Source organism: Streptomyces sp. NPDC050625 (assembly GCF_040654755.1).
In the GTDB taxonomy this organism is placed as follows: domain Bacteria; phylum Actinomycetota; class Actinomycetes; order Streptomycetales; family Streptomycetaceae; genus Streptomyces.
The window spans coordinates 594,647-615,040 of record NZ_JBFAIQ010000004.1 but is presented as its reverse complement, the minus strand read 5'-3'; the positions used below and the strand labels follow the sequence as shown (position 1 = coordinate 615,040).

Below are 20,394 nucleotides of genomic sequence, written 5' to 3'. Positions count from 1 at the left end.
GCGCGTTCGTCGTCGTCGGGGTGGGCGACCGCGTTGGCCTGATCGGCGTCGAGCAGGATCTCCTGCCCGTCCGGCAGTTCGAGCAGCTGGGGGTCGACGGCCAGGAGGAAGGGTATGCCCAGCGAGCGGGCGACGATCGCGGCGTGGGAGTTCGGGCCGCCCGTCACGGAGATGGCCGCTGTCACCGTCAGGCCGGGTTCCAGCAGGTCGGCTGCGCCGATCGCGCGGCAGCCGACCTGCCGGACATCCGCCGCCCGTTCGGCGAGGGTGAGGTCGTCCAGGGCGGCGATGGTTCCGGCGTAGGCGTCGATGGCCTGGCGGACAGCGACGGGTACCGGCTGGCCGCCCGCACTGTCCTGGAAGACCACCCCGCCCCGACGTGCTGATCGTCGACGCGCCCTTCGTCGAAGGAGCCGTCGCAGCCGTCGTCACCGCCGCATCCGGTGCCGACCTCAAGACCGTCACCGAGGCCGCCAAGGAGGCCCGCCATGTCCACAACCTCTGACTCCACCACCACGAGCACCACGACCACTTCCAGTTCCAGGCATGAGACGGCGGTCGTCCTGCCCGCCAACCTCCACGCCCGGCCCGCAGGCCAACTCGCCCGGGCCGCAGCCGCATTCACCAGTGCCATACAACTGGAGTACGCCGACCGGACCGTCAATCCGACCGGCGTCCTCGCCGTGATGGGCCTGGGTGCCACCGCCGGAAGCAGTGTGACCGTCCGCGCCGAAGGCCACGACGCCGAACAGGCCGTCACGGCGTTGGCCGAGATCCTCGCCGGCGCCGAATGACCCGGACTGCCCGAAGGACACCTGCGGACGCGTCGTAATCGAGTATGCAGGCCGCCAAGACTCTCGCCACGGATCTCAAGGACGCCGGCCGATGGGCGCGGTTCCCGGCGCTGCACTCCTCTTGGGGTGGTGCCGGGGCACCACGTCCTGGGGGAAGGTGAGCTGCCGGCTCATCCACTGCAGGGTGCCGGGCATCTCCCGTACCCAGGTCGGGAAGTTGTGACTGCCCTGGTCGGGTTCGATCGACGCGACGCGCATGGGTGCCTTGACGGCCTTGATGAAGGCCAGCGTCTGCGGGTAACCCCGCTCGCCGTGTTTGCTCTCGGCGACCAGGACGGAGACCTGCGGTGCGGGCAGGTGCTTCAGCCGCCACATCAGATCGTGCTCGTTGACCCGGTTGACGCGACCCGGCCCGCTGCCGAAGAGGTTGCCGGTCGTGGGGTCGTCCTTGACCTTGTAGTCGGGCGACAGGGCGCCGGCCGTTGTGTACACACCGGGATTGCGCATCGTCAGCTGCAGGGCGCAACTGCCGCCGGACGAATAGCCCATGACGCCCCAGGCACTGGCGTCGTGGCCGACCCGGTAGGCGGACTTCAGGGCTTCCGGGAGGTCCTTGGCCAGGAAGGTCTCGGTCTGCGGTCCGCCCGGCACGTCCACGCACTCCGTGTCGCGCGGCGGAGCGATCGTCGGCCGGATCATCACCATGATCGTCGGCTGCATCCGGCCGCTCTTCTGCAGCTCCCCGGCGGTCTGTGACACCCGCAGGTGTTCGGCGAGATTGAAGATGCTGCCGGGATAGCCGCTGAGCGTCACGATCACCGGGAAGCGTTGCCTGGCGTACGCCTTCTGAAAGTACTGCGGTGGCAGGTAGACGAACGCGGGGTCGACCACACCCGTGCGGCGGCCGATGACCTTCACGGAATCCACCCGGCCGTTCACCGCGGCAGGACCGGTGGGCAGTCCGCTGACCCGGTTCAACTGCTCGCTGGTGGCGGGCTGCACCAGCGCCCCCTTCACCATGGGGCCGTTCCCCGTGCCGTGACCGATGGACGCCTGCGTCACGCCGACGGGGGCGGTCTCGGTATCGCCGAAGAGCTCGCCCCACGATCCGAAGAACTGGTACGACGAGTTCAGCCAGCATGCGAAGGCCGCGATGATCGCCACCTGAGTCACTCCGATGGCCACCAGCCGTCCAAGCACGTGCCGCACCCCGCGGTCGGCAAGCTGTGGCCACAGCCAGACCAGCACAGCCACACAGACGACGGCCACGGCCGCCGTGACGTACACGGTCGCTTCGCTGGTCAAACCCATGCCACTCGATCCCTGGTGTGCTCGTCTGTGCTGTTTCCTTCACCCAGAAGGAGGGCTACAGACACGTCCACGTTCCTCAACGAGGGCAAAGCTCTGCGGTTCCACGCGGAAGCCCTATTGCCCGTCAAACCCCCTGAGGGAGTGGAGCGGTGACAGAGACCCATGTCGCGCCGGTCCTCGTCGCCCTCACGGTGGCATCTGAGCCCAGAAGCGGACGAACCGAAAACAGGCCGGCATGTGACCACGGTCTCCGTTTCGCCGGGAACCGAAAACAGCAATGACTCGTCCGCGGCCCCGAAGCCCGGCACCTGAATGACGAGTTGGCAAGCGGCGTCCGAATGGTGAGATACGCTGGCGTCGCATCGGCTGATGAAATGGTTCTCCGAACTGCCGGAGCGAACCCATCCGCCGCACCCCGTCGTGCCTTTTCGCATGCCGGCGATTCAATCTTCAAGCAGGAATTGATGCCCGTTCAACCATTGGCGGAGCTCATACGCTTCGCACGCCACAACTCGCCGTTCTACCAGCACCTTTACTCGCACCTCCCCGACCATGTGGCGCACCTCACGGACCTGCCGATAGTGCCCCAGGCGGCTTTCTGGCGAGCCAACTCGCCGCGTGACAACAGGCTGCTGACGGCTCCACTGCACGAGGCGGTCGTATTCCGCAGCGGCGGCACCACGGGGTCCCCCAAGTTCTCCTACTACACTCGCACGGAATGGCGGGAATTCACCGCCGCATTCGGGGCCGGACTCGTCAACGCAGGTCTTCGACAGGGCCACCGAGTGGCCGACCTGTTCTACGCGGGTGACCTCTACGCGAGTTTCAGCTTCGTCCTCGACTCACTGCACCGCTCCCCCGTGGCCAACGTGCGTCTGCCCCTGGGCGGCGCGGCGCCCTGGGAATCCATCGTGACCACGCTGGAGGAGTTCCGCGTACAGGTGGTCGCCGCTACGCCGACCACACTGTGCTCGCTCGCCGAGCGCCTCACCACCGCCGGCCGGACGCTGCCCGACGTGGAACTGCTCTTCTTCGGCGGAGAGTGTCTCTTCGGCGACCAGCTTCCGCACCTGAGGGCCGCGTTCCCGAACGCCGAGCCCCGCTCGCTCGGCTACGCCAGCGTGGACGCGGGCCTGCTCGGCGAGGCCGTGCCCGGCGGCGACCCCCGGGTCCACCGCGCGTTCGCCCCGTACACCCTCGTCGAGATCGTCGACGACGACACCGAGCTGCCCGTCGACAGGGCTGGAGTGCCGGGTCGGCTCGTCGTCACCGACCTGCGCCGGCGGTTGATGCCCGTACTGCGCTATCCGGCCGGCGACCGGGCGGAATGGGTGGACCCCGACGCCGGAGTCTTCCGCATCCTCGGCCGTGCCGAGGAAGGAGTTCGGGTCGGTCCCGTCTCCCTCTACACCGAGGATGTCCACGCCATCGTGCGCGCCGCCGACACGGACCGCGAGGTGAGCGGTCTCCAGCTCGTGGTACGCCGCCGCGACGGCCGGGACGGTCTGGTACTACGGCTGGCGACCGGCGAACCCCAGGACGCACAGGGCGCGTTGGGGGCTGCCATCGCCGCGGGCGTGCTCGCGCAACGCCCGGCCTACGGGACCGCGACCGCGGCGGGGCACGTCAATCCACTCACCGTCGAATGGGTGCGGCACCGTGATCTCGCCGTCAACTCCCGTTCCGGCAAGCTGGTACGCGTCGTCGACGAGCGGCCGTGCGCATGAACGCGACCGAGCCCCGCGGCAGGCGCCTGCCGCTCGTGCTGCGCAACTCGTCCTTCGGCAGAGTCTGGTCCGCTCAGCTCCTCACCCAGGCCGCCGGCCGGATGTTCCAGGTCGGCGCGGTCTGGTGGCTCGTCGGCTTCGCCGCCGACGGCGATCAACGGGGTCTGGAATCAGGCCTGTTCCTCACCGTGAGCACTCTTCCTGCCGTCGCGCTCGCTCCCGTCGTCGCCCGCGTCGTGGCCCGCCACCCGCACCGCACCGTGCTGGCCGGCGCTGCGGCCGTCGCGGGCACTGTCGCCGCGGCGGCCGCACTCGCGGCGTACGCCGGGGAACTGCCCATGGCCGCGGTGTACGCGGTGGGTCTGGCGCTGGCATCCTGTCAGGCGCTGTTCGACCCTTGTCTGACCACATCGGTGCCCGATCTGGTCGAGGACGCCGACATCGAGGCGGCCACCGGATTCGAGCTGTCCACCCAGTCGATGGCCGGGCTCGGCGGTGGTCTGCTGGGACCGCTCGCGGTCGACGCGGGTGGGCTCGCGGGAGTCGTGGCCGTCTGCGGCCTCGCCCATCTGCTCGCCGCGGTGCTGGTCGTCTCGGCCCGCTTCGCGGATGCCGGGATGACCAAGGACGGCCCCGGGGGCAGAAGCGTCGGCCCCGGCGCGGCGCACGGCACGGTGCCCGCGCGCCGTACGCTGCGCCAAGTCCTGACCGCTCTCCCCTTCATTCGCCGGGTGCTGGTCTGCTTCGCCGCCGCCAACCTGTTCACCACCGCCATCTACGTCGTCATGCCTCTCTACACGCGCGGGGTACTGCACTCCACCGGCTCGACCGTCGCCGCGCTGGAGGCGGCCCTCGGCGCGGGCACGCTCGTCGGGTCCTTCACCGGAGCCCGTGTCCCCGGACGGCCGACGACCGTCGGCAGCGTCTGCCTGACCGTGATGGCCATGGCACTGTGCCTGCCGGGCCTGGTCGCCACGCACGCGGCGGCCCTGGGCTCGATGACCGTCGCGGGCTGGTGCGTCGGCGTGATCGGTGTCCGGTTCGTCGGGCTGTTCCAGCGGCTCGTTCCCGCCGCCGACAAGCCGGGCTTCTTCGCCGTCATGCAGGCACTGCTCGGCGCCACGTTCCCCGTGTCCTGTCTCCTCTTCGGCGCGCTCGGCGACCATCTGGCGGCTCGTACGCTCTGCCTCGCTCAGGGCGCCGGTCTGCTCCCCGTCGCGGCAGCCCTGTGGTGGCTCGGCAGCCGGACGGAACCCGACCGACGGCGCACGTCCCACGGCATCGCCGCAGCGCACCCGGCCCCGATGGGAGAGGCGCCATGAGCGCGACCATCGCCCCGGCCGGGGTCCGGGACATCGCAGAACTGCGGCAGCTGTACTTCGACGTGTACGGGAACGGCTACCCGGTGCCGCTCGGCAGCGACCCGGCCGTGATGCGCCGGCTGCTCACCGACGGCACCGCCCACTGGCTCACCGCCCGCACGCACCGCGGGGACATCGTCGGGTCGGCCGTCGTGCAGACCGACCCGGGCAGCCGTATCGGCAAACTGGTCGGACTCGCCGTACACCCCGGCCACCGGGGCGACGGACTGGCCTCCCGGCTCACCGGCGCGGTCTGCGACGCGGCGTTCGCCGCCGGTCTGCTCGACTCGGTGTTCGCCACCGTGCGCGTCGTCACCGAGGGCCCGCAGCACGTCGTCGTGCGCAACGGATTCCGGCCGCTGGGCCTGCTGCCCAACGCGGTCGAGGTCGATGGCTGCGAGAGCCTCGCGCTCTTCGCCCGGTACGCCGACGGCGTGTTGCAGCGACGGGCCCGCGTGGAGCACGTACCCGAACCTCTGGCGGGGCTGCTGGCCGCCGCGTCCACCGGTATCGGCATCGACTGCGCCGGTACGGGCCGCGTTCCGGTGCGGAGCGGGTCGCGTACGACGGCCGGTTCCGGGCCGATCGAGGTGATCGCCGCCCCGGCGTTCGTACGCCGACGCTTCCTGGAACGCTTCCCCCACCCCGACGACCGCTTCTTCCCTCTGCACACCCCCAACACGGTCCTGGTCGCCGCCGACGGCGGATTCGAGGCGTACGCCGATCTCGACCCGGTGGCGGGCAGCTGCGCCCTGGTCGCCGTCCACCCGCGTGCGTCCGCGCTGACCGGCGCGCTGGAGGCGCTGATGACCGCGGTCACCCAGGCAGGGGCGGACTACGTAGAAACCCTGCTCCCCCTGGCCGACACCGAGGCCCTGGAGATCTTCCTCGCCTCCGGATTCGTACCGAGCGCGGTCTACCCGGCGATGCGCCGCGTCCAGGACCGCCTCCACGACTATGTGGTCCTCTCCCGCACCAGCCGTCAGATCGACTTCCGGAGGGCGGCCGTCAGCCCGCTGCTCCAGCCCTACCTCAGCGCCTATCTCAGCGCCTGGGCCGCCACCTATCTGCCCCCTCACGAGGTGTCCCTGTGAACCCCCATCTCGCTCCCGTCGAGGTCCCCGACCCGACGCCGCTCGGCCAGGTGCAGCGGCTGTGCGACCTGACCGAGCCGTACGCCGCCGGCGCCCACGCCGACGAACTGTTCGCCGCCGCCATGGCCGAGTCCAACGCCTGGCACGCCGAGCGCTCCCCGTTCTTCGCCGCCCTCCTCCAGGACCCGCCGGAGACGCCCGCGCCCACCGTCGGACTCGGCGTGCGCACGCCGCTGGTGCCCGCCGCCTTCTTCAAGCGCCACGAGGTGCTCTCCGTACCCCGTGACGAGGTGTTCCTGCATCTGACCTCTTCGGGAACGACGGGCCAGAAGTCCCAGATGTTCTTCGACCGGTGGACGATCCGGTCGGCTCAGCGCATGGTGGCCCGGATCTTCGATCACTACGGCTGGATCACCCCCGATCGACCGGTCAACTACCTGCTCTACAGCTATGAGCCCGCACCGTCGCTGAAGCTGGGCACGTCGTTCACCGACAACTACCTGTGCGACTTCGCCCCCGCACGACACACCGCACACGCACTGCGGCACACCGGATCCGGGCACGAGTTCGACGTGCACGGCTGCGTCGCGGCGCTCCAGCGCTATGCCGAGGACGACATCCCGGTCCGCATCCTCGGCTTCCCGGCCTTCCTCCACTTCACCCTGGAGCGGATGAGGGCGATGGGGCTGCCGCCGCTGCGGCTGCCCGAGGGATCGCTGGTGGTCCTCGGCGGCGGCTGGAAGGGCCACGCGGACCGCCGGATCGGCAAGGACGACTTCCGTGCCGAAGTCACCGAACGCCTCGGCATCCCGGGCGCGCGCATCCGCGACACCTTCGGTTCCGTGGAGCACTGTGTGCCGTACGTCGAGTGCGCTCACCACCGCCTGCACATACCCGTGTGGTCCCGCGCGGCGGTCCGCGACCCGGCCACGCTGCGCCCCCTGCCGTACGGGGAACGCGGCTTCCTGCACCTGGTCAGCCCGTACATCACCTCGGTTCCGGCGCACAGCGTCGTGATGGGCGACGTCGCCTCGCTGCATCCGGGCGAGGAATGCCCCTGCCCGCTGTCCACCGACTGGTTCACCGTGCACGGCCGTGCCGGGGTGAGCCGCAACCGCAGCTGCGCGGTCGCCGCCGCCGAGCTGATGAAGGGATTGTCGTGACCACCACCTCCCCGCTCCACCTCTGGCAGGGCGAGTTCGTCGACGACGCCGAGGCCGCCCGGCGGCTGGACGGGCTGTCCGAGTCGGCCGGGCGCATCCTGGCGCGCCCGCTGCCCACGGAGGTCGTGCTCGGTGCCTGTGCCGCAGTCGGCGAAGAACTGGGCGACCCGGGCTCCACCCTGTACGGCCGACTCGCCGGGCAACTGCCCGCCGACGAGGTCACGGCCACCCTCGCCGAGTTGGCGACCGCCCTCACCCGGCAGGCGCTGGAACGCAAGCTGCGCCGGGAACTGGGCGGCCTGCGCCCGGAACGGCTGACCCGGCCGGACGCCCGCGAGACGGTCTACGAAGCCTGGGCGCCCGTAGGTCTGCTGGTACACATCGCCCCCGGCAACGCCGCCTCCGTGGCCCCGCTGAGCGTCGTCGAGGGCCTGCTGGCCGGAAACCTCAACATCCTCAAGACGAGCACCTCCGGCACGGCGCTCGCCCTCGACCTGCTCGCCGCGCTCGGCGCCGCCGACCCGACCGGGCTGATCTCCGAGCGGGTCATCGCCCTGCGCTTCCCGTCGTCACGCCGGGAGTGGCTCACGACCCTGTGCGACCAGGCCGACGCGATCGCGGTCTGGGGCGGCGACGACGCCGTGGGCGCGGTGCGCGAACTCGCGCCCCCGGGCTGCCGGGTCGTCGCATGGGGGCACCGGATCTCCTTCGCCTATCTGACCCGGGACGCGGCGTGCGACGACGCTCTGCTCGACGCACTGGCAGCGGACGTCTGCCGCCTCGAACAGCAGGCCTGCTCCAGCCCGCAAGTGCTGTATCTCGACACCGAGGACACCGACGAGACCTTCGCCTTCGCGGGCCGTTTCGCCGAGCGGCTGGCGAAGGTCTCCGGGGCCCTGCCCGCACCGCCGCCCGGGCCGGCCGAGCAGGCGGAGATCACCACCGTGCAGCGGCTCGCCGAGCTCGAACAACACCTCGGTCTCACCCGTGTGTTCGCCGCCGAGGACGGTACCTGGCGCGTGCTGGCGGACGCCCGCCCCACGCTCGACGCCTCTCCCCTGCACCGCAGCCTCTGGGTGAAACCCCTGCCCCGGCACCGGATCACGACGGTGCTGCGGCCGATGCGCCGCTATCTGCAGACCGCCGCGATCGGTGGCGACCGGGCGGACGTGGCCGCACTGTCGCGTGCGATGTTCGCCGCCGGCGTCACCCGCGTCACTCCGGTCGGTGCCATGCTGGAGAGCTACGACGGGGAGCCCCACGACGGTGTCTACGCCCTGCAGCGCTACAGCCGCCGGGTGAGCCTGCGCGCGCCGGGCACGGACTTCGGCACCGTGGCGTGCCTGGACGACCTGGTCGAACCCCCGGTTCTGCCCGCGGCACCCGGCGGGCCGTTGCTGGGCAAGGAGGAAGTGCAGCGCGCGCTCGGCTCGCTGGAGCCTCGTCACGCGCACCTGTACTTCCGCAGCGGCGGCTCCACGGGGGCACCGGCGCTGTCCGTGTTCACCTGCGACGACTACGACAACCAGATGCGCGCCGCGGCCGACGGACTGCTCGCGGCGGGCTTCGACCCGGCCCGCGACCGGGCGGCCAACCTGTTCTACTGCGGCGGGATGTACGGCAGCTTCATCAGCTTCTTCTCCATCCTGGAGCGGCTGAACGCCACCCAGCTCCCCATCGCGGCGGGGCCCGACCACGCCGCGGTCGCGGAGGCGCTGGTCACCCACCGGGCCGACACCCTCTTCGGGATGCCGTCCTACCTGTGGCAGCTGTTCCACGCCGAGGGCGACCGGCTGCGTGCCTACGGCGGCATCCGGACGGTGTTCTACGGCGGTGAGCACTTCACCACCGAACAACGCCGGGTGCTGACGCGGGAGTTCGGCGTCGAGGTGATCCGGTCCGCCGCCTACGGCAGTACCGATCTGGGCCCGCTGGGCTACCAGTGCGCCTCCTGCGACGGCTCGGTCCACCATGTGCTGACCGACCTGCACACGCTGGAGATCCTCGATCCGGACACCGACCGGCCGGTTCCGCCGGGCGAGCCGGGACGCCTGGTGTTCACCTCCCGCGCACGCGCGGGACAGCGACTGGAGCGCTATGAGATCGGCGACCTGGGACGCGCCGTGGACGGTCCCTGCGGCTGTGGCAGTCACGTGCCCCGGCTCGAACTGCTCGGACGTCACGGCGACGTCGTACGCATCGGCACGTACTTCGTCAACTACCGGCGCATTCTGCGAGCGGCCCAGGAACGCCTCGCCTACCCCGGCGAGGTCCAGCTCCTCGCCGAATCCGGTGCCGACCGGGAACGGCTGACCGTCCGGCTCGACGAGCGGTACGCGCAGGACCCCGAGGCGGCGCGGGAGGCTCTGGTGGCCGAGGTGCCCGAACTGGCCTCGGCACTGGCGGAGGGCCTCCTGACCTTCACCGTCCGGACCGTACCCACGGAGACGTTCGAGCGCACGCCCACCAGCGGGAAACTGCGCACGGTCGTCGACCTGCGGTCTGCGTAGCCGACGAGGCGGCGGGCGGCCATGCATCGCACGGGGCGCGATGGTGGCCGCCGACCGCATGGCTGCGGCGGTACGTGCCCGGTCACGAGGCAAGCCCGAGCAGTGCCGTTCAGACCACCGGTCCGATAACGACCCAGGCCAGGCTGCAGGCCATGTATTGACACCGGCTCCTCGGCCTGAAAGCCTCCATGCGGGAAGTCTGACAACGTTGTCCCAGACAGGTGACAACGTTGTCACGACCGCGTTGCTCTGCCCCGGAGCACCCCGAGGCTGCCGGCGGGCCGAACGAAGGAGTTCTGATGAGTCAAGGCCGTGGCGGGCTCCGCACCACGGAGTCCTGCTCATGACCCAGGCACCGCCCTTGCTGGAGATGCGGGGGATCACCAAGACGTTCCCCGGCGTGAAGGCACTCGCCGACGTCAACCTGGTCGTGCGGGAGGGCGAGATCCATGCGCTCTGCGGGGAGAACGGCGCCGGCAAGTCCACGCTGATGAAGGTGCTGAGCGGTGTGCACCCGTACGGGAGCTACACCGGCGAGATCCGCTACCGGGGTAGCGAGGTCCGCTTCCAGGACATCCGGGCCAGTGAGCAGGCCGGTATTGCGATCATCCACCAGGAGCTGGCGCTGGTGCCCGGCATGTCGATCACCGAGAACATCTTCCTCGGCAACGAGCCGCGCAGACGCGGTGCGATCGACTGGAAGGCCGCTCAGCGCCGGGCGCTGGAGCTGATGGAGCGTGTCGGGCTCCAGGAGGACCCCGACACGCTGATCAAGGACATCGGCGTCGGCAAGCAGCAACTCGTGGAGATCGCCAAGGCGTTCGCGAAGGACGTGCGGCTGCTCATCCTCGACGAGCCGACCGCGGCCCTCAACGAGACCGACTCCCAGCACCTGCTCGATCTGCTGCGCGGCTTCCGGGAGCGGGGCATCACCTCGATCATCATCTCGCACAAGCTGAACGAGATCGAGGCGGTCGCCGACACCATCACGATCCTGCGCGACGGCCGCACCATCGAGAGCCTCGACGTCAAGGCCGACGGCGTCGACGAGGACCGTATCGTGCGCGGGATGGTCGGCCGTGAACTCAGCAGCCGGTTCCCCGACCACGTGCCCGATATCGGCGAGGTGTTCTTCGAGGTCCGCGACTGGACCGTGCGGCACCCGAGTTCGGACGACCGGCTCGTGTGCAAGGGTTCGTCCTTCAACGTCCGGCGCGGCGAGATCGTCGGCTTCGCCGGCCTGATGGGTGCGGGTCGTACCGAGCTCGCGATGAGCCTGTTCGGCCGTTCGTACGGCACTTACCTGTCCGGCCGGGTCTTCAAGGACGGCAAGGAGATCCAGCTGAAGTCGGTGGCGTCCGCCATCCGGCACGGACTCGCCTATGTCAGTGAGGACCGCAAGTCGATCGGGCTCAATCTGCTCGACGACATCAAGACCTCGATGGTGTCCGCCAAGCTGTCGAAGATCGCCAGGCGCGGGGTCATCGATCCGGTGCGCGAACATCGCATCGCCGAGGAGTACCGCGGGAGTCTGCGGATCAAGACCCCCGGCATCGACGAGGGTGTCGTGAAGCTCTCCGGCGGCAACCAGCAGAAGGTCGTCCTGGCGAAGTGGATGTTCACCGATCCGGACCTGCTCATTCTCGACGAGCCGACACGCGGCATCGACGTCGGGGCCAAGTACGAGATCTACGGGATCATCCAGCGGCTCGTCGGCCAGGGAAAGGGCGTCGTCGTCATCTCCTCGGAGCTGCCGGAGCTCATCGGTCTGTGCGACCGCATCTACACGGTGTTCGAAGGCACCATCACCGGCGAGGTGGACCGCCGTGATGCCGACCCGGAACTCCTGATGAAGCAGATGACCGCTACGAAGAAGAGCCCAACCTCATGAGCCGAATCAAAGAGCTGCAGAAGAACCTCTTCGGAGGCACGACCTCCAACGCCCGCCAGTTCGGGATGATCTTCACTCTCGTGGCGATCGTCCTGCTGTTCCAGATCTGGACCGGAGGCCTGACCCTGACCTCCGGCAACCTCATCGCGGTCGTCAGCCAGTACTCCTACATCCTGATCCTGGCCATCGGCATGCTGATGGTGATCGTCGCCGGGCACATCGACCTCTCTGTCGGCTCCGTTGCGGCATTCACCGGCATCGTCGTCGCCAAGGCGATGCAGGAGCACTCGCTGCCGTGGCCGGTGGGCATCCTGCTCGGCCTGCTCGTCGGCGCGCTGATCGGCGCGTGGCAGGGGTTCTGGGTCGCCTATGTCGGAGTGCCGGCGTTCATCGTGACCCTGGCCGGGATGATGCTGTTCCGCGGCGGCAACCAGTACATCGGCAACGCCGACACGGTGCCGGTGCCCGCCGGGTTCCGCAAGATCGGCGCCGGCTTCCTGCCCGAGGTGGGACCGGACACCGGATACAACAACCTGACGCTGCTGCTCGGTCTGGCCGCCTGCGCCGGCATGGTGTGGCGCGAGTGGAGGGCACGTCAGACCCGGCGTGAGATGAAGGCGGACGTCGCGCCGCTGTGGATCACGGTGGTCCGCCTGGCCGTGATGCTGGGTGTCATCGTCTTCGCCACGCTGCGCTTCGCCGGCGGGCGCATCGGCACCAGCCTGCCGATCTCCGGCATCATCCTGATCGTCCTGGTGCTCGCGTACTCGTACTACACCCGCAACACCATCGGTGGACGGCACATCTACGCCGTGGGCGGCAATGCCCGTGCGGCCGAGCTGTCGGGCGTGAAGCTCAAGCGGGTCAACTTCCTCGTCATGATGAACATGTCCGTCCTGGCCGCCCTGGCCGGCATGATCTTCGTGGCGCGGTCCGCGGCTTCCGGCCCGCAGGACGGTCTGAGCTGGGAACTCGACGCCATCGCGGCCGTCTTCATCGGCGGCGCGGCGGTCTCCGGCGGCCTCGGTACGATCAGCGGCTCGATCGTTGGTGGTCTGGTCATGGCCCTGCTCAACAACGGTCTGCAACTGGAGGGCGTCGGCTCCGACATGGTCCAGATCATCAAGGGCCTGGTCCTCCTCCTCGCCGTCGCGTTCGACGTGTACAGCAAGCGTCAGGGACGTTTCTCGATCATTGGATCGCTCATGGGTCCGTTCCGGAAGGACGAGCCGGCCACCCCGGTCGAACCACCGGCTCCGAGCTCCGATCCGGACAAGGCTCCGGTCGCAAGCTGACCGTCAGGCCGCCCCGAGAGCGCCGGACACCACGGCGCCCGACCTCCGCACCACCGCAAGCTCGACCTCCGTACCAAGGCCAGCTCGACCTCCGTACCACTGCAAGAAGGGCTCATCTCACCATGCGCAGAATCATCACCAGAGGCATCGCCGCGGCCGGCGCCGTCGCACTGCTCGCCCTGGGCACGGCCTGCTCCAACGAGCGTGAGGGCTCCGGCAGTTCCGGCGGGAATCACGCCAAGGGCTTCGCGCAGGACTCCCTCATCGGTGTCGCGCTTCCGGCCAAGACGTCGGAGAACTGGGTACTCGCCGGTGACCTGTTCACCAACGGCCTGAAGAAGGCGGGCTTCAAGACCGACGTACAGTACGCGGGCGCCTCGACCACCGTCGCCGATCAGCAGTCGCAGATCTCCTCCATGGTCACCAAGGGCGCGAAGGTGATCGTCATCGGAGCGACCGACGCCTCGCAGCTCGCCACTCAGGTCGCGCAGGCCAAGCAGGCCGGAGCGACCGTCATCGCCTACGACCGGCTCATCACCAACACCCCCGACGTCGACTACTATGTCGCGTTCGACAACTTCAAGGTCGGTCAGTTGCAGGGACAGGCCCTCGTCGACGGCATGAAGGCGAAGAAGCCGAAGGGGCCGTGGACGATCGAGATGTTCTCCGGGTCGCCGGACGACAACAACTCCAAGGTGTTCTTCGATGGTGCGATGAGCGTGCTCAAGTCCTACATCGACAAGGGCGACATCGTTGTCGGCTCGGGGCAGAAGGGCATCAAGCAGACCGCGATCCAGGGCTGGAAGGCCGAGAACGCGCAGCAGCGCATGGACTCGCTGCTGACCTCGACCTACAACGGCGGCAAGAAGCTCGACGGCGTTCTGTCGCCGAACGACACCCTCGCCCGCGCGATCATCACCTCGGTGAAGGGCGCGGGCAAGCCGGTCCCGGTCGTCACGGGTCAGGACTCCGAGGTCGAGTCGGTCAAGTCGATCATGGCCGGTGAGCAGTACTCGACCATCAACAAGGACACCCGAAAGCTCGTCGCCGAGACCGTCGGCATGGTCGAGTCCCTGCAGAAGGGCGACAAGCCGAAGATCAACGACACCAAGTCGTACAACAACGGCACCAAGGTCGTCCCGGCCTACCTCCTCCCGCCGGTCATCGTGACCAAGGAGAACGCGGCCGAGGCCTACGCCAGCGACCCCAAGTTGGCTCCCCTCACCAAGTAAGCAGCAGGGCGAACACCCGCACGCGCCCCGGAGGACGAATCCGGGGCGCGGTGTCGCATGCCGCTCCTCCCCCTCCCCCGGCAACCGACCGAGGCCGCCCGAGCCTCACATCGTCCGGTTTCCGCCTTTGCCGAACCTCGGCCAACCCGGTTCGCTCGCTGCGGAGTTGACTACGCCCGCATTCGGCGCGCCCTCGCGCCACGAGCCGGAGGTGTTGATGCGCAGGTACGCGGTCGCCGCCATGGCCGCCCTGGCACTGCTCGCGGCCGTGCTGCTTCCCGGCCCCGCGCACGCGGGTTCCGTCGAGCCGACGCCCGGGACCAGGCTGACCGATGACCGGGGCAGAGTGCTCACCCTGCGGGGCTGGAACGTCGGGGACAAGACACACCGCGGTGCCGACGCGTTGTCCGCGATCACCGAGCGGCACTTCCGCGACATGGCGGCGCAGGGCTTCGACTTCGCCCGGCTGCTGGTGTTCTGGGACGACCTCGAACCGGAACCCGGCCGCTACAGCCGACCGTACCTGCGCAAGATCGAGCAGGTGCTGGACTGGGCCCACCAGTACCGGATCCATGTGGTGATCGATGCCCACCAAGACGTGTTCGGGCCCCGTTTCGGACATCGTGGAATCCCCGAGTGGGCGACGCGCACGGACGGGCTGCCGTTCACACCGCACCCGGACGACTGGTTCTCCGAGTACTTCGAGCCGGCGGTGCAGGCCGCGTTCCAGCACCTCTATCAGGACGCCGACCTGAGGAGGGCGCAGGCCCGTATGTGGCGGTTGCTTGCCGAACGGTTCGGGGGGCACCCTGCGGTTCTCGGCTACGACCTGATCAACGAGCCGATGGGGCGCATCAATGCGGGCGAGGACCTGCCGACCGCCGCGAGGCGCATCGAGTCCCGACAGCTCACCCCGATGTACAGCCGCATCGCCGACGCCGTCCGGCAGGTCGACACGGACGGTTGGCTGTTCGTAGAGCCGACGCCGATCGTGGGCGAGGGCGTGCCGACAGGTCTGGGCCGGATCGACGACCCGAAGGTGGTGTACGCCCCTCACCTGTACAACGCGGCCATGGAGGCGGGCGGGGACTACGACCCGGACAGTGGCTGGCTGGAGGCGTACGAGACCGCCGTGGTCGGCTATCCGCACGAGCACGGCATCCCGGTCGTCGTCGGTGAGTGGGGGCCGTTGAACGGCGGCCTGCCCAACATGGGCCGCTTCCATGACGACGCCCTGGCGTCCATGGACCGCTACAGCGGCGGCTGGGCAGGTTGGGAGTGGTGTTACGGCGGGGGGTACTGCGCGATGGACGTGAACGGCCGGCTGCGCCCGAACAAGGAGCGAACCGTCCGTCCGTACGCCCGTGCTGTTGCGGGCGAGGTCCACGTCGACAGCTACAGCCCGGCCACACACACCTACCGGCTCAGCTACGAACCACAGCGCGGCGGCACGACCGAACTGTCCCTGCCCCCGGCTCCGGTGGGCCGGCGGGTCGTGGTCGTCGGCCCGGCGAGTGCCCGGCCCGCCGTCGTGCCGGCGGGCAAGGCCGCGACGGTCCGGGTCACCGCACGGTCTGCCGACGCAAGTTGCGTGACGGTGGTTGTCACACCCACGCGGACTTCGTCGTCGTCCGAGCGTGGGCCGGGTCAGTACGCGGAGTTGACGTTGTCGATGGAACCGTAGCGCTGAGCGGCGTAGTTGGCGGCGGCGGTGATGTTCGCCACCGGGTCAGTGACGCTCTGAGCGGTGCCGGCGACGTGGTAGGCGTTGAAGGTGGGCTGGATCACCTGCAGGAGGCCCTTGGACGGGGTGCCGTTCTGCGCGTTGACGTCCCAGTTGTTCTGGGCGTTGGGGTTGCCGCCGGACTCACGCATGATGTTGCGGTGCAGGCCGTCGTAGCTGCCGGGGATGCCCTTCTCCTTCATGATGGCCAGCGACTGCTTGATCCAGCCGTCGAGGTTCCCCGCGCTGCCGGTGCTGCCCTTGGGGTCGGTGTTGCTGTCGCGAGAGGGAGCCGTGACGCTGTGGGCGGCCTGCGGTGCTTCGGCGGCCTGTGCGGAGGCCGGCATCAGCGTGAGAGCGGCGGCCGCGGCGCCGGTGGTGGCGAGGCCGGTCAGGGCGAGGGTGCGCAGGCGGGCAAAGCGGCGGGGAGCGGTGATCGCGGTCATGAGAAGGGACTCTCCTGTAGGACGTCTTAGAGGCGCCGGCCGGTATCGGTCGCGGCCTGTAGGGCGTCGGGGCGAGGGCCCCGTGCTGCCGTGCAAGTGCTGGGCCGGCCGGCGGTGTACTTCCGGTCCGTCCCGCAGCTTGCGGCGACGAGAGACATGGTTAGCGGCGGGCGGAAGCGGGCGCAAGAATGTGACGTACTACCCGACTAAGGAGAAATGTCCGAAATTAGCCATTCTGGCGGCTTAGGGCCTGCTCATGGCGGGACGCCTCTACGATGCCGGGTAGGACGTGATCTGGGTCCTATGGGTGGCGTCACGCTCCAGGCGCCCCTCCGGCGCTCTCCAGGCCCCTGACAGGGCCGACCCGAGAGCCGCGACTGCGTCACGCTGCGTCACAGTGCGATCACCCGAGGTGGCCAACGGTTCAGCCGTGCTCGGCGAAGGCTGCGGTGACGGCCTCGCGATCGGCACCGCCGGCCAGCAGGAGCCGGAGGAGGATCCGGGCCTTGTACGGGTCGAGAAGGCCGCCGTTGATGAGGCCGCGGCGTTGCAGGTCGGTCTCCGAGCCGATGGCGCCGTAGGTCTGCCGCAGAACGGATCCGCTGCCGGTGCGGGAGGTGAGCACCACGGGCATGCGTTCGGCCAGGGTTCCCAGGAGATCGGCGAGTTTGCTCGGGACATGCCCGACTCCGAAGCCGGCGACGACCAGTCCATCGCTCGCCCCGGCGATGGCGGTGAGGATGTCCGCGTCCTCGTCGAGGGTGACGGTGTGCAGCGCGACCCGAGTCCTGTCCAGCGCTTCAGGCCGCGGGTACGGCGCGCGGCGGCGCGTGGGGGCCATGAGTACTCGGGGATGGCCTTCGATGACGTGACCGATCGGGCCGGTGTCGGGCGAGGCGAAGGTGGCGGTGCTGGTGCTGTGGGTTTTGCGTACCCAGCGGGCCGCGTGGATCTCGTCGTTGAACACGACCAGTGCTCCCAGGCCCTGGCTCGCGGGAGAGACGGCGGTGCGGGCGGCGGCGAGCAGGTTCGCCGGGCCGTCGTGCCCCGCGAGTGTCGGGTTGCGCATGGCCCCGGTCAGGACGAACGGCTCGGCGTGCGGCCAGACCAGGTCGATCAGGAACGCGGTCTCTTCCAGCGTGTCGGTCCCCTGGGTGACCACCACTCCGCAGGCCCCGGCCCGGACCGCCTGCGACGCGGATTCCACCAGAGTCAAGACGTGAGCGAACGTCAGATTCGCGCTGGGGACCGCCTCGATGTCGTGGATGTCCAGGGGCGTTCCGAGCTGGTCGAGCCCGGGCACGGCCGCGGCGAGGTCGGCTCCGTTCAACCGGCTGACCACCGGTCCGTCTTCGACGCCCGGGGTGTGGCCCGTCATCGATATCGTGCCGCCGAGCGTGAACAGTGCGACGCCCATACCCCTGTGCCTTCCGCTCGCCTGCGGGCAACGGCTGATCCCTGCCCTCGGCAGCCTATCGGGAGGGGATCACGCTTGCCGACCTTGTGACAAAGCGTCAGGCGTTCCAGCGCCGGGGGCTGTACCGGTGTCACGGTCGCCGGCCAGCCGTAGTGTCACAAGGGCCGCGATCCCGGCCGCGATGCCGAAGGTGAGAGCGGCCGGGACGCCCTCGCCCAGCTGTGAGAACACATGCACGGGCCCCCACACGGTGGCGGTGTCGTCCATCGCCATGTGCAGCACCTGGCTCGCCAGCAGACCCAGCACGGTTGCGCAGACCGCGCCCGCCGCCATCGCCGGCACCGTGGTCCGGGTGAGCAGGCCGGGCAGCAGCCGCAGCGCCCACCACACCACGGCCAGCATGACCACGTCGGCGACCCGGTACAGCAGCCAGTCGCCGAGCGGCGTGGTCGCCGGGCCCGTCCAGCCGCCGAGCAGCAACCACTCACGCAGCAGATCGCCGGGCTCCGACCACAACCCCGCGCCGCCGAACGAGGTCTGGATCCAGGCCGCCACCGATTGGTACGAAAGGATCACCAGCGACACCGCGATCACACCGGTCCCCACACTCGCTGCCAGCCGGGCGGCGCGCGGCGGCACACTGCGACGGGGCAGTGACTCCGCACCCCTGGCGGCCACACTCGCCGCAAGCACCGTGAGCGGGGCGGTCAACAACGACACGAACACCACGACCGGCCCGCTCGACGCGATCACACCCGCCAGCCGCGGCAGGAACCGATAGCTGCCGTGGCCCCCGGATGCGATCAGCCACGGCGCGGAGACCGTCACGGCCAGCGTTCCGGCCACCGGGCCCCAGGCCCACAGCGCGAGCAGCGTGGCCGGCGTACGGCCCCGCGTCGGCGGAATCCTGTGGACCAGGAGCAGCGCGCCGGCCAGGAAGAACACGAAGACCGCCACGAATCTGATCTGCATCGCGGTGCTGTACAGACCGGCATACTGAGTGCCGCCGCTCAAGACCGTGCCGCCGCCCCCGCCCGTATCCGCGTCCACAGGCCCGTCGGACAGCAGCGTCATCGGGGGGTCGTACGACCAGGGCGCCAGCCATCGCCGGAGTTCGCTCGCGGACTGGACATCGAACACCCGCGTGCTGCCGCGCAGTTGCAGTGCCAGATCACTCGCCCCCGCCCACCACAGCAACAGCGTGATGAGCAGGCCACCGACCAGTGCCGGTATCAGCGCGCGCCGATATGCCATATGTCTTCCCCCGCCTTGGCCCTGCATCCGTGAATGTTGCGATGAGCCGAACAACCGAAGCTTGACGTGCTCCCTGGCCTAGAGTCCAGGGAGCACGTCAAGCGATCCGCGCACGTACCAAAAAACGTGTTGGAGTCGTCGGCTGGGCGAGGTGCCTCGGACAGTGCACATGTCCGAGGCACCTCGCCCAGCCGTCCGCGCCGACGAGTGAAGACCCGAGCGGAACTCAGGAGGTGGCGCGAATGTCCTCCCACAGCGGCGTCAGCCGCATGAGTTGCTCATCTCGCCAGCGAACCCGCTCTTCCCAGCGGTCGAGTGGGAGAAGAGTGCGACGCTGGCCCACTGCGGTCGACACGAGGTCCTGCGTCCATGGGTCGTTCTGACCGCGCTCAGCGCCCATGCGTGCATACGCGGGTCCCATTTTCTCCGCGTGTGATTCAAGACCGCCCCGGGTGTTGAGGTCGACGGTCTCGAACGGGCCGATGAGACTCCACCGGCGCCCGAGTCCACTGCGGACGACCTCGTCGATCTCGTCAACGGTCGCAACCCCGTCTCGCACCAGGCAGTAGGCCTCACGCAGTACCGCGCCTTGAAGACGGTTGAACACGAACCCTTCCGGTTCATGGTTGACCGTGATCGGGCGTAGCCCTGCGCCGGTGTAGATGGCACGGGCGCGCTCGACGGCCCACGTAGCGGTGCTGGGAGAAGGGACCAGCTCGATCACCGGGATGAGGTACGGCGGGTTGCCGGGGTGACCGACCAGGATCCGGTCCCGCAGCCCTTCGCTCAGGTCGGCTGTGATGAGACTGGGACGTATCGCTGAGCTCGAACTGGCGAACACCGCTTGATCAGGCGCGCTCTGGGCCGCACGCCGGATCAGGTCCTGCTTGACGTCTACCCGCTCCGGGGCGCATTCCTGCACCAGCGCCACTCCCGCGACCGCCTCCGCCAAGTCACCGGCGAACGTGACCCGCGCACTCACGGCGCTCGGATTCTCGACGAGGCCGTGCGCGGACAACTGGTCAAGGCGATCGGAGAGCTCACGCTGGGCGCGCTCCAGAGCGTCCGGGAACGGATCCCACACCCGGACCGGGTGCCCGGCTCGTGCGAAGACGATCGCGAAGGCGACCCCGATGGAGCCGGCGCCGGCGACGGCGATCGGCTCCATCGGGCCAC

The 20,394-nt window shown here is 69.4% G+C and carries 16 protein-coding genes and 1 pseudogene; 11 read left to right on the top strand and 6 right to left on the bottom strand.

What is annotated here, in order from left to right; all coding sequences use genetic code 11:
* A partial coding sequence (locus AB0I54_RS13260; RefSeq protein WP_363296057.1) for a PEP-utilizing enzyme occupies positions 1–368 on the bottom strand: 368 nt, incomplete at its 3' end.
* Positions 369–385: 17 nt separating this feature from the next.
* On the opposite strand from AB0I54_RS13260, the pseudogene AB0I54_RS13255 reads away from it, so the two are divergent.
* Positions 386–505: pseudogene (locus AB0I54_RS13255) on the top strand (phosphoenolpyruvate--protein phosphotransferase); the annotation flags it as partial.
* The gene (locus AB0I54_RS13250; protein ID WP_363296056.1) at positions 489–794 is read left to right on the top strand and encodes an HPr family phosphocarrier protein; all 306 of its coding nucleotides are present in this window, start codon (positions 489–491) and stop codon (positions 792–794) included. The pseudogene AB0I54_RS13255 and the gene AB0I54_RS13250, both read left to right, overlap by 17 nt.
* Before the next feature lie 75 nt (positions 795–869).
* Here the strand turns inward: AB0I54_RS13250 and AB0I54_RS13245 are convergent, their stop codons facing one another.
* Entirely contained in the window at positions 870–2,105 is a 1,236-nt protein-coding gene (locus tag AB0I54_RS13245; protein WP_363296055.1) for an alpha/beta hydrolase-fold protein, read from the bottom strand.
* Between the two features lie 464 nt (positions 2,106–2,569).
* Here AB0I54_RS13245 and AB0I54_RS13240 point away from each other — a divergent pair, with 464 nt between their 5' ends.
* The 9 genes from AB0I54_RS13240 to AB0I54_RS13200 all read left to right on the top strand — a co-directional run bounded on the left by AB0I54_RS13240 (position 2,570) and on the right by AB0I54_RS13200 (position 16,062).
* Positions 2,570–3,832 carry a phenylacetate--CoA ligase family protein gene (locus AB0I54_RS13240; protein ID WP_363296054.1) on the top strand — a complete coding sequence of 421 codons (1,263 nt, stop codon included), beginning with the start codon at positions 2,570–2,572 and terminating at the stop codon, positions 3,830–3,832.
* Positions 3,829–5,154 carry an MFS transporter gene (locus AB0I54_RS13235; protein ID WP_363296053.1) on the top strand — a complete coding sequence of 442 codons (1,326 nt, stop codon included), beginning with the start codon at positions 3,829–3,831 and terminating at the stop codon, positions 5,152–5,154. The genes AB0I54_RS13240 and AB0I54_RS13235 overlap by 4 nt, the downstream gene beginning before the upstream one ends.
* Entirely contained in the window at positions 5,151–6,287 is a 1,137-nt protein-coding gene (locus AB0I54_RS13230; RefSeq protein WP_363296052.1) for a GNAT family N-acetyltransferase, read from the top strand. Before AB0I54_RS13235 ends, AB0I54_RS13230 begins: the two co-directional genes overlap by 4 nt.
* A complete protein-coding gene (locus tag AB0I54_RS13225) occupies positions 6,284–7,450 on the top strand; it encodes an acyl-protein synthase (RefSeq protein WP_363296051.1) in 1,167 nt (388 codons plus the stop codon). The genes AB0I54_RS13230 and AB0I54_RS13225 overlap by 4 nt, the downstream gene beginning before the upstream one ends.
* A complete protein-coding gene (locus tag AB0I54_RS13220; RefSeq protein ID WP_363296050.1) occupies positions 7,447–9,960 on the top strand; it encodes an acyl-CoA reductase in 2,514 nt (837 codons plus the stop codon). Before AB0I54_RS13225 ends, AB0I54_RS13220 begins: the two co-directional genes overlap by 4 nt.
* 343 nt (positions 9,961–10,303) lie before the next feature.
* Complete coding sequence (gene mmsA / locus AB0I54_RS13215) at positions 10,304–11,851, top strand: multiple monosaccharide ABC transporter ATP-binding protein (RefSeq protein WP_363296049.1); 1,548 nt, start codon at positions 10,304–10,306, stop codon at positions 11,849–11,851.
* The gene (gene mmsB, locus AB0I54_RS13210) at positions 11,848–13,146 is read left to right on the top strand and encodes a multiple monosaccharide ABC transporter permease (RefSeq protein ID WP_363296048.1); all 1,299 of its coding nucleotides are present in this window, start codon (positions 11,848–11,850) and stop codon (positions 13,144–13,146) included. Before mmsA ends, mmsB begins: the two co-directional genes overlap by 4 nt.
* Positions 13,147–13,268: 122 nt before the next feature.
* Complete coding sequence (locus AB0I54_RS13205) at positions 13,269–14,378, top strand: sugar-binding protein (RefSeq protein WP_363296047.1); 1,110 nt, start codon at positions 13,269–13,271, stop codon at positions 14,376–14,378.
* A gap of 217 nt (positions 14,379–14,595) precedes the next feature.
* Positions 14,596–16,062: a cellulase family glycosylhydrolase gene (locus AB0I54_RS13200; protein ID WP_363296046.1), complete on the top strand. Its 1,467-nt coding sequence runs from the start codon at positions 14,596–14,598 to the stop codon at positions 16,060–16,062.
* Here AB0I54_RS13200 and AB0I54_RS13195 read toward each other — a convergent pair.
* The 4 genes from AB0I54_RS13195 to AB0I54_RS13180 all read right to left on the bottom strand — a co-directional run bounded on the left by AB0I54_RS13195 (position 16,026) and on the right by AB0I54_RS13180 (position 20,386).
* The gene (locus AB0I54_RS13195; RefSeq protein ID WP_363296045.1) at positions 16,026–16,547 is read right to left on the bottom strand and encodes a transglycosylase SLT domain-containing protein; all 522 of its coding nucleotides are present in this window, start codon (positions 16,545–16,547) and stop codon (positions 16,026–16,028) included. The genes AB0I54_RS13200 and AB0I54_RS13195 overlap by 37 nt on opposite strands.
* A 424-nt stretch (positions 16,548–16,971) precedes the next feature.
* Positions 16,972–17,964, bottom strand: coding sequence for an asparaginase (locus AB0I54_RS13190; RefSeq protein ID WP_363296044.1), 993 nt, complete (start codon positions 17,962–17,964; stop codon positions 16,972–16,974).
* A 69-nt stretch (positions 17,965–18,033) separates the two neighbouring features.
* Positions 18,034–19,218: a hypothetical protein gene (locus tag AB0I54_RS13185; protein WP_363296043.1), complete on the bottom strand. Its 1,185-nt coding sequence runs from the start codon at positions 19,216–19,218 to the stop codon at positions 18,034–18,036.
* Between the two features lie 226 nt (positions 19,219–19,444).
* Positions 19,445–20,386, bottom strand: coding sequence for a 3-hydroxyacyl-CoA dehydrogenase (locus AB0I54_RS13180; RefSeq protein WP_363296042.1), 942 nt, complete (start codon positions 20,384–20,386; stop codon positions 19,445–19,447).
* Between the last annotated feature and the right edge of the window lie 8 nt (positions 20,387–20,394).

What these genes read in the sequence shown, in the direction of transcription:
- AB0I54_RS13250 (WP_363296056.1), top strand. Translation starts at nt 489, where the DNA reads ATGTCCACAACCTCTGACTCCACCACCACGAGCACCACGACCACTTCC.
- AB0I54_RS13245 (WP_363296055.1), bottom strand. Translation starts at nt 2,105, where the DNA reads ATGGGTTTGACCAGCGAAGCGACCGTGTACGTCACGGCGGCCGTGGCC.
- AB0I54_RS13240 (WP_363296054.1), top strand. Translation starts at nt 2,570, where the DNA reads ATGCCCGTTCAACCATTGGCGGAGCTCATACGCTTCGCACGCCACAAC.
- AB0I54_RS13235 (WP_363296053.1), top strand. Translation starts at nt 3,829, where the DNA reads ATGAACGCGACCGAGCCCCGCGGCAGGCGCCTGCCGCTCGTGCTGCGC.
- AB0I54_RS13230 (WP_363296052.1), top strand. Translation starts at nt 5,151, where the DNA reads ATGAGCGCGACCATCGCCCCGGCCGGGGTCCGGGACATCGCAGAACTG.
- mmsA (WP_363296049.1), top strand. Translation starts at nt 10,304, where the DNA reads ATGACCCAGGCACCGCCCTTGCTGGAGATGCGGGGGATCACCAAGACG.
- mmsB (WP_363296048.1), top strand. Translation starts at nt 11,848, where the DNA reads ATGAGCCGAATCAAAGAGCTGCAGAAGAACCTCTTCGGAGGCACGACC.
- AB0I54_RS13205 (WP_363296047.1), top strand. Translation starts at nt 13,269, where the DNA reads ATGCGCAGAATCATCACCAGAGGCATCGCCGCGGCCGGCGCCGTCGCA.
- AB0I54_RS13200 (WP_363296046.1), top strand. Translation starts at nt 14,596, where the DNA reads ATGCGCAGGTACGCGGTCGCCGCCATGGCCGCCCTGGCACTGCTCGCG.
- AB0I54_RS13195 (WP_363296045.1), bottom strand. Translation starts at nt 16,547, where the DNA reads ATGACCGCGATCACCGCTCCCCGCCGCTTTGCCCGCCTGCGCACCCTC.
- AB0I54_RS13190 (WP_363296044.1), bottom strand. Translation starts at nt 17,964, where the DNA reads ATGGGCGTCGCACTGTTCACGCTCGGCGGCACGATATCGATGACGGGC.
- AB0I54_RS13185 (WP_363296043.1), bottom strand. Translation starts at nt 19,218, where the DNA reads ATGGCATATCGGCGCGCGCTGATACCGGCACTGGTCGGTGGCCTGCTC.
- AB0I54_RS13180 (WP_363296042.1), bottom strand. Translation starts at nt 20,386, where the DNA reads ATGGAGCCGATCGCCGTCGCCGGCGCCGGCTCCATCGGGGTCGCCTTC.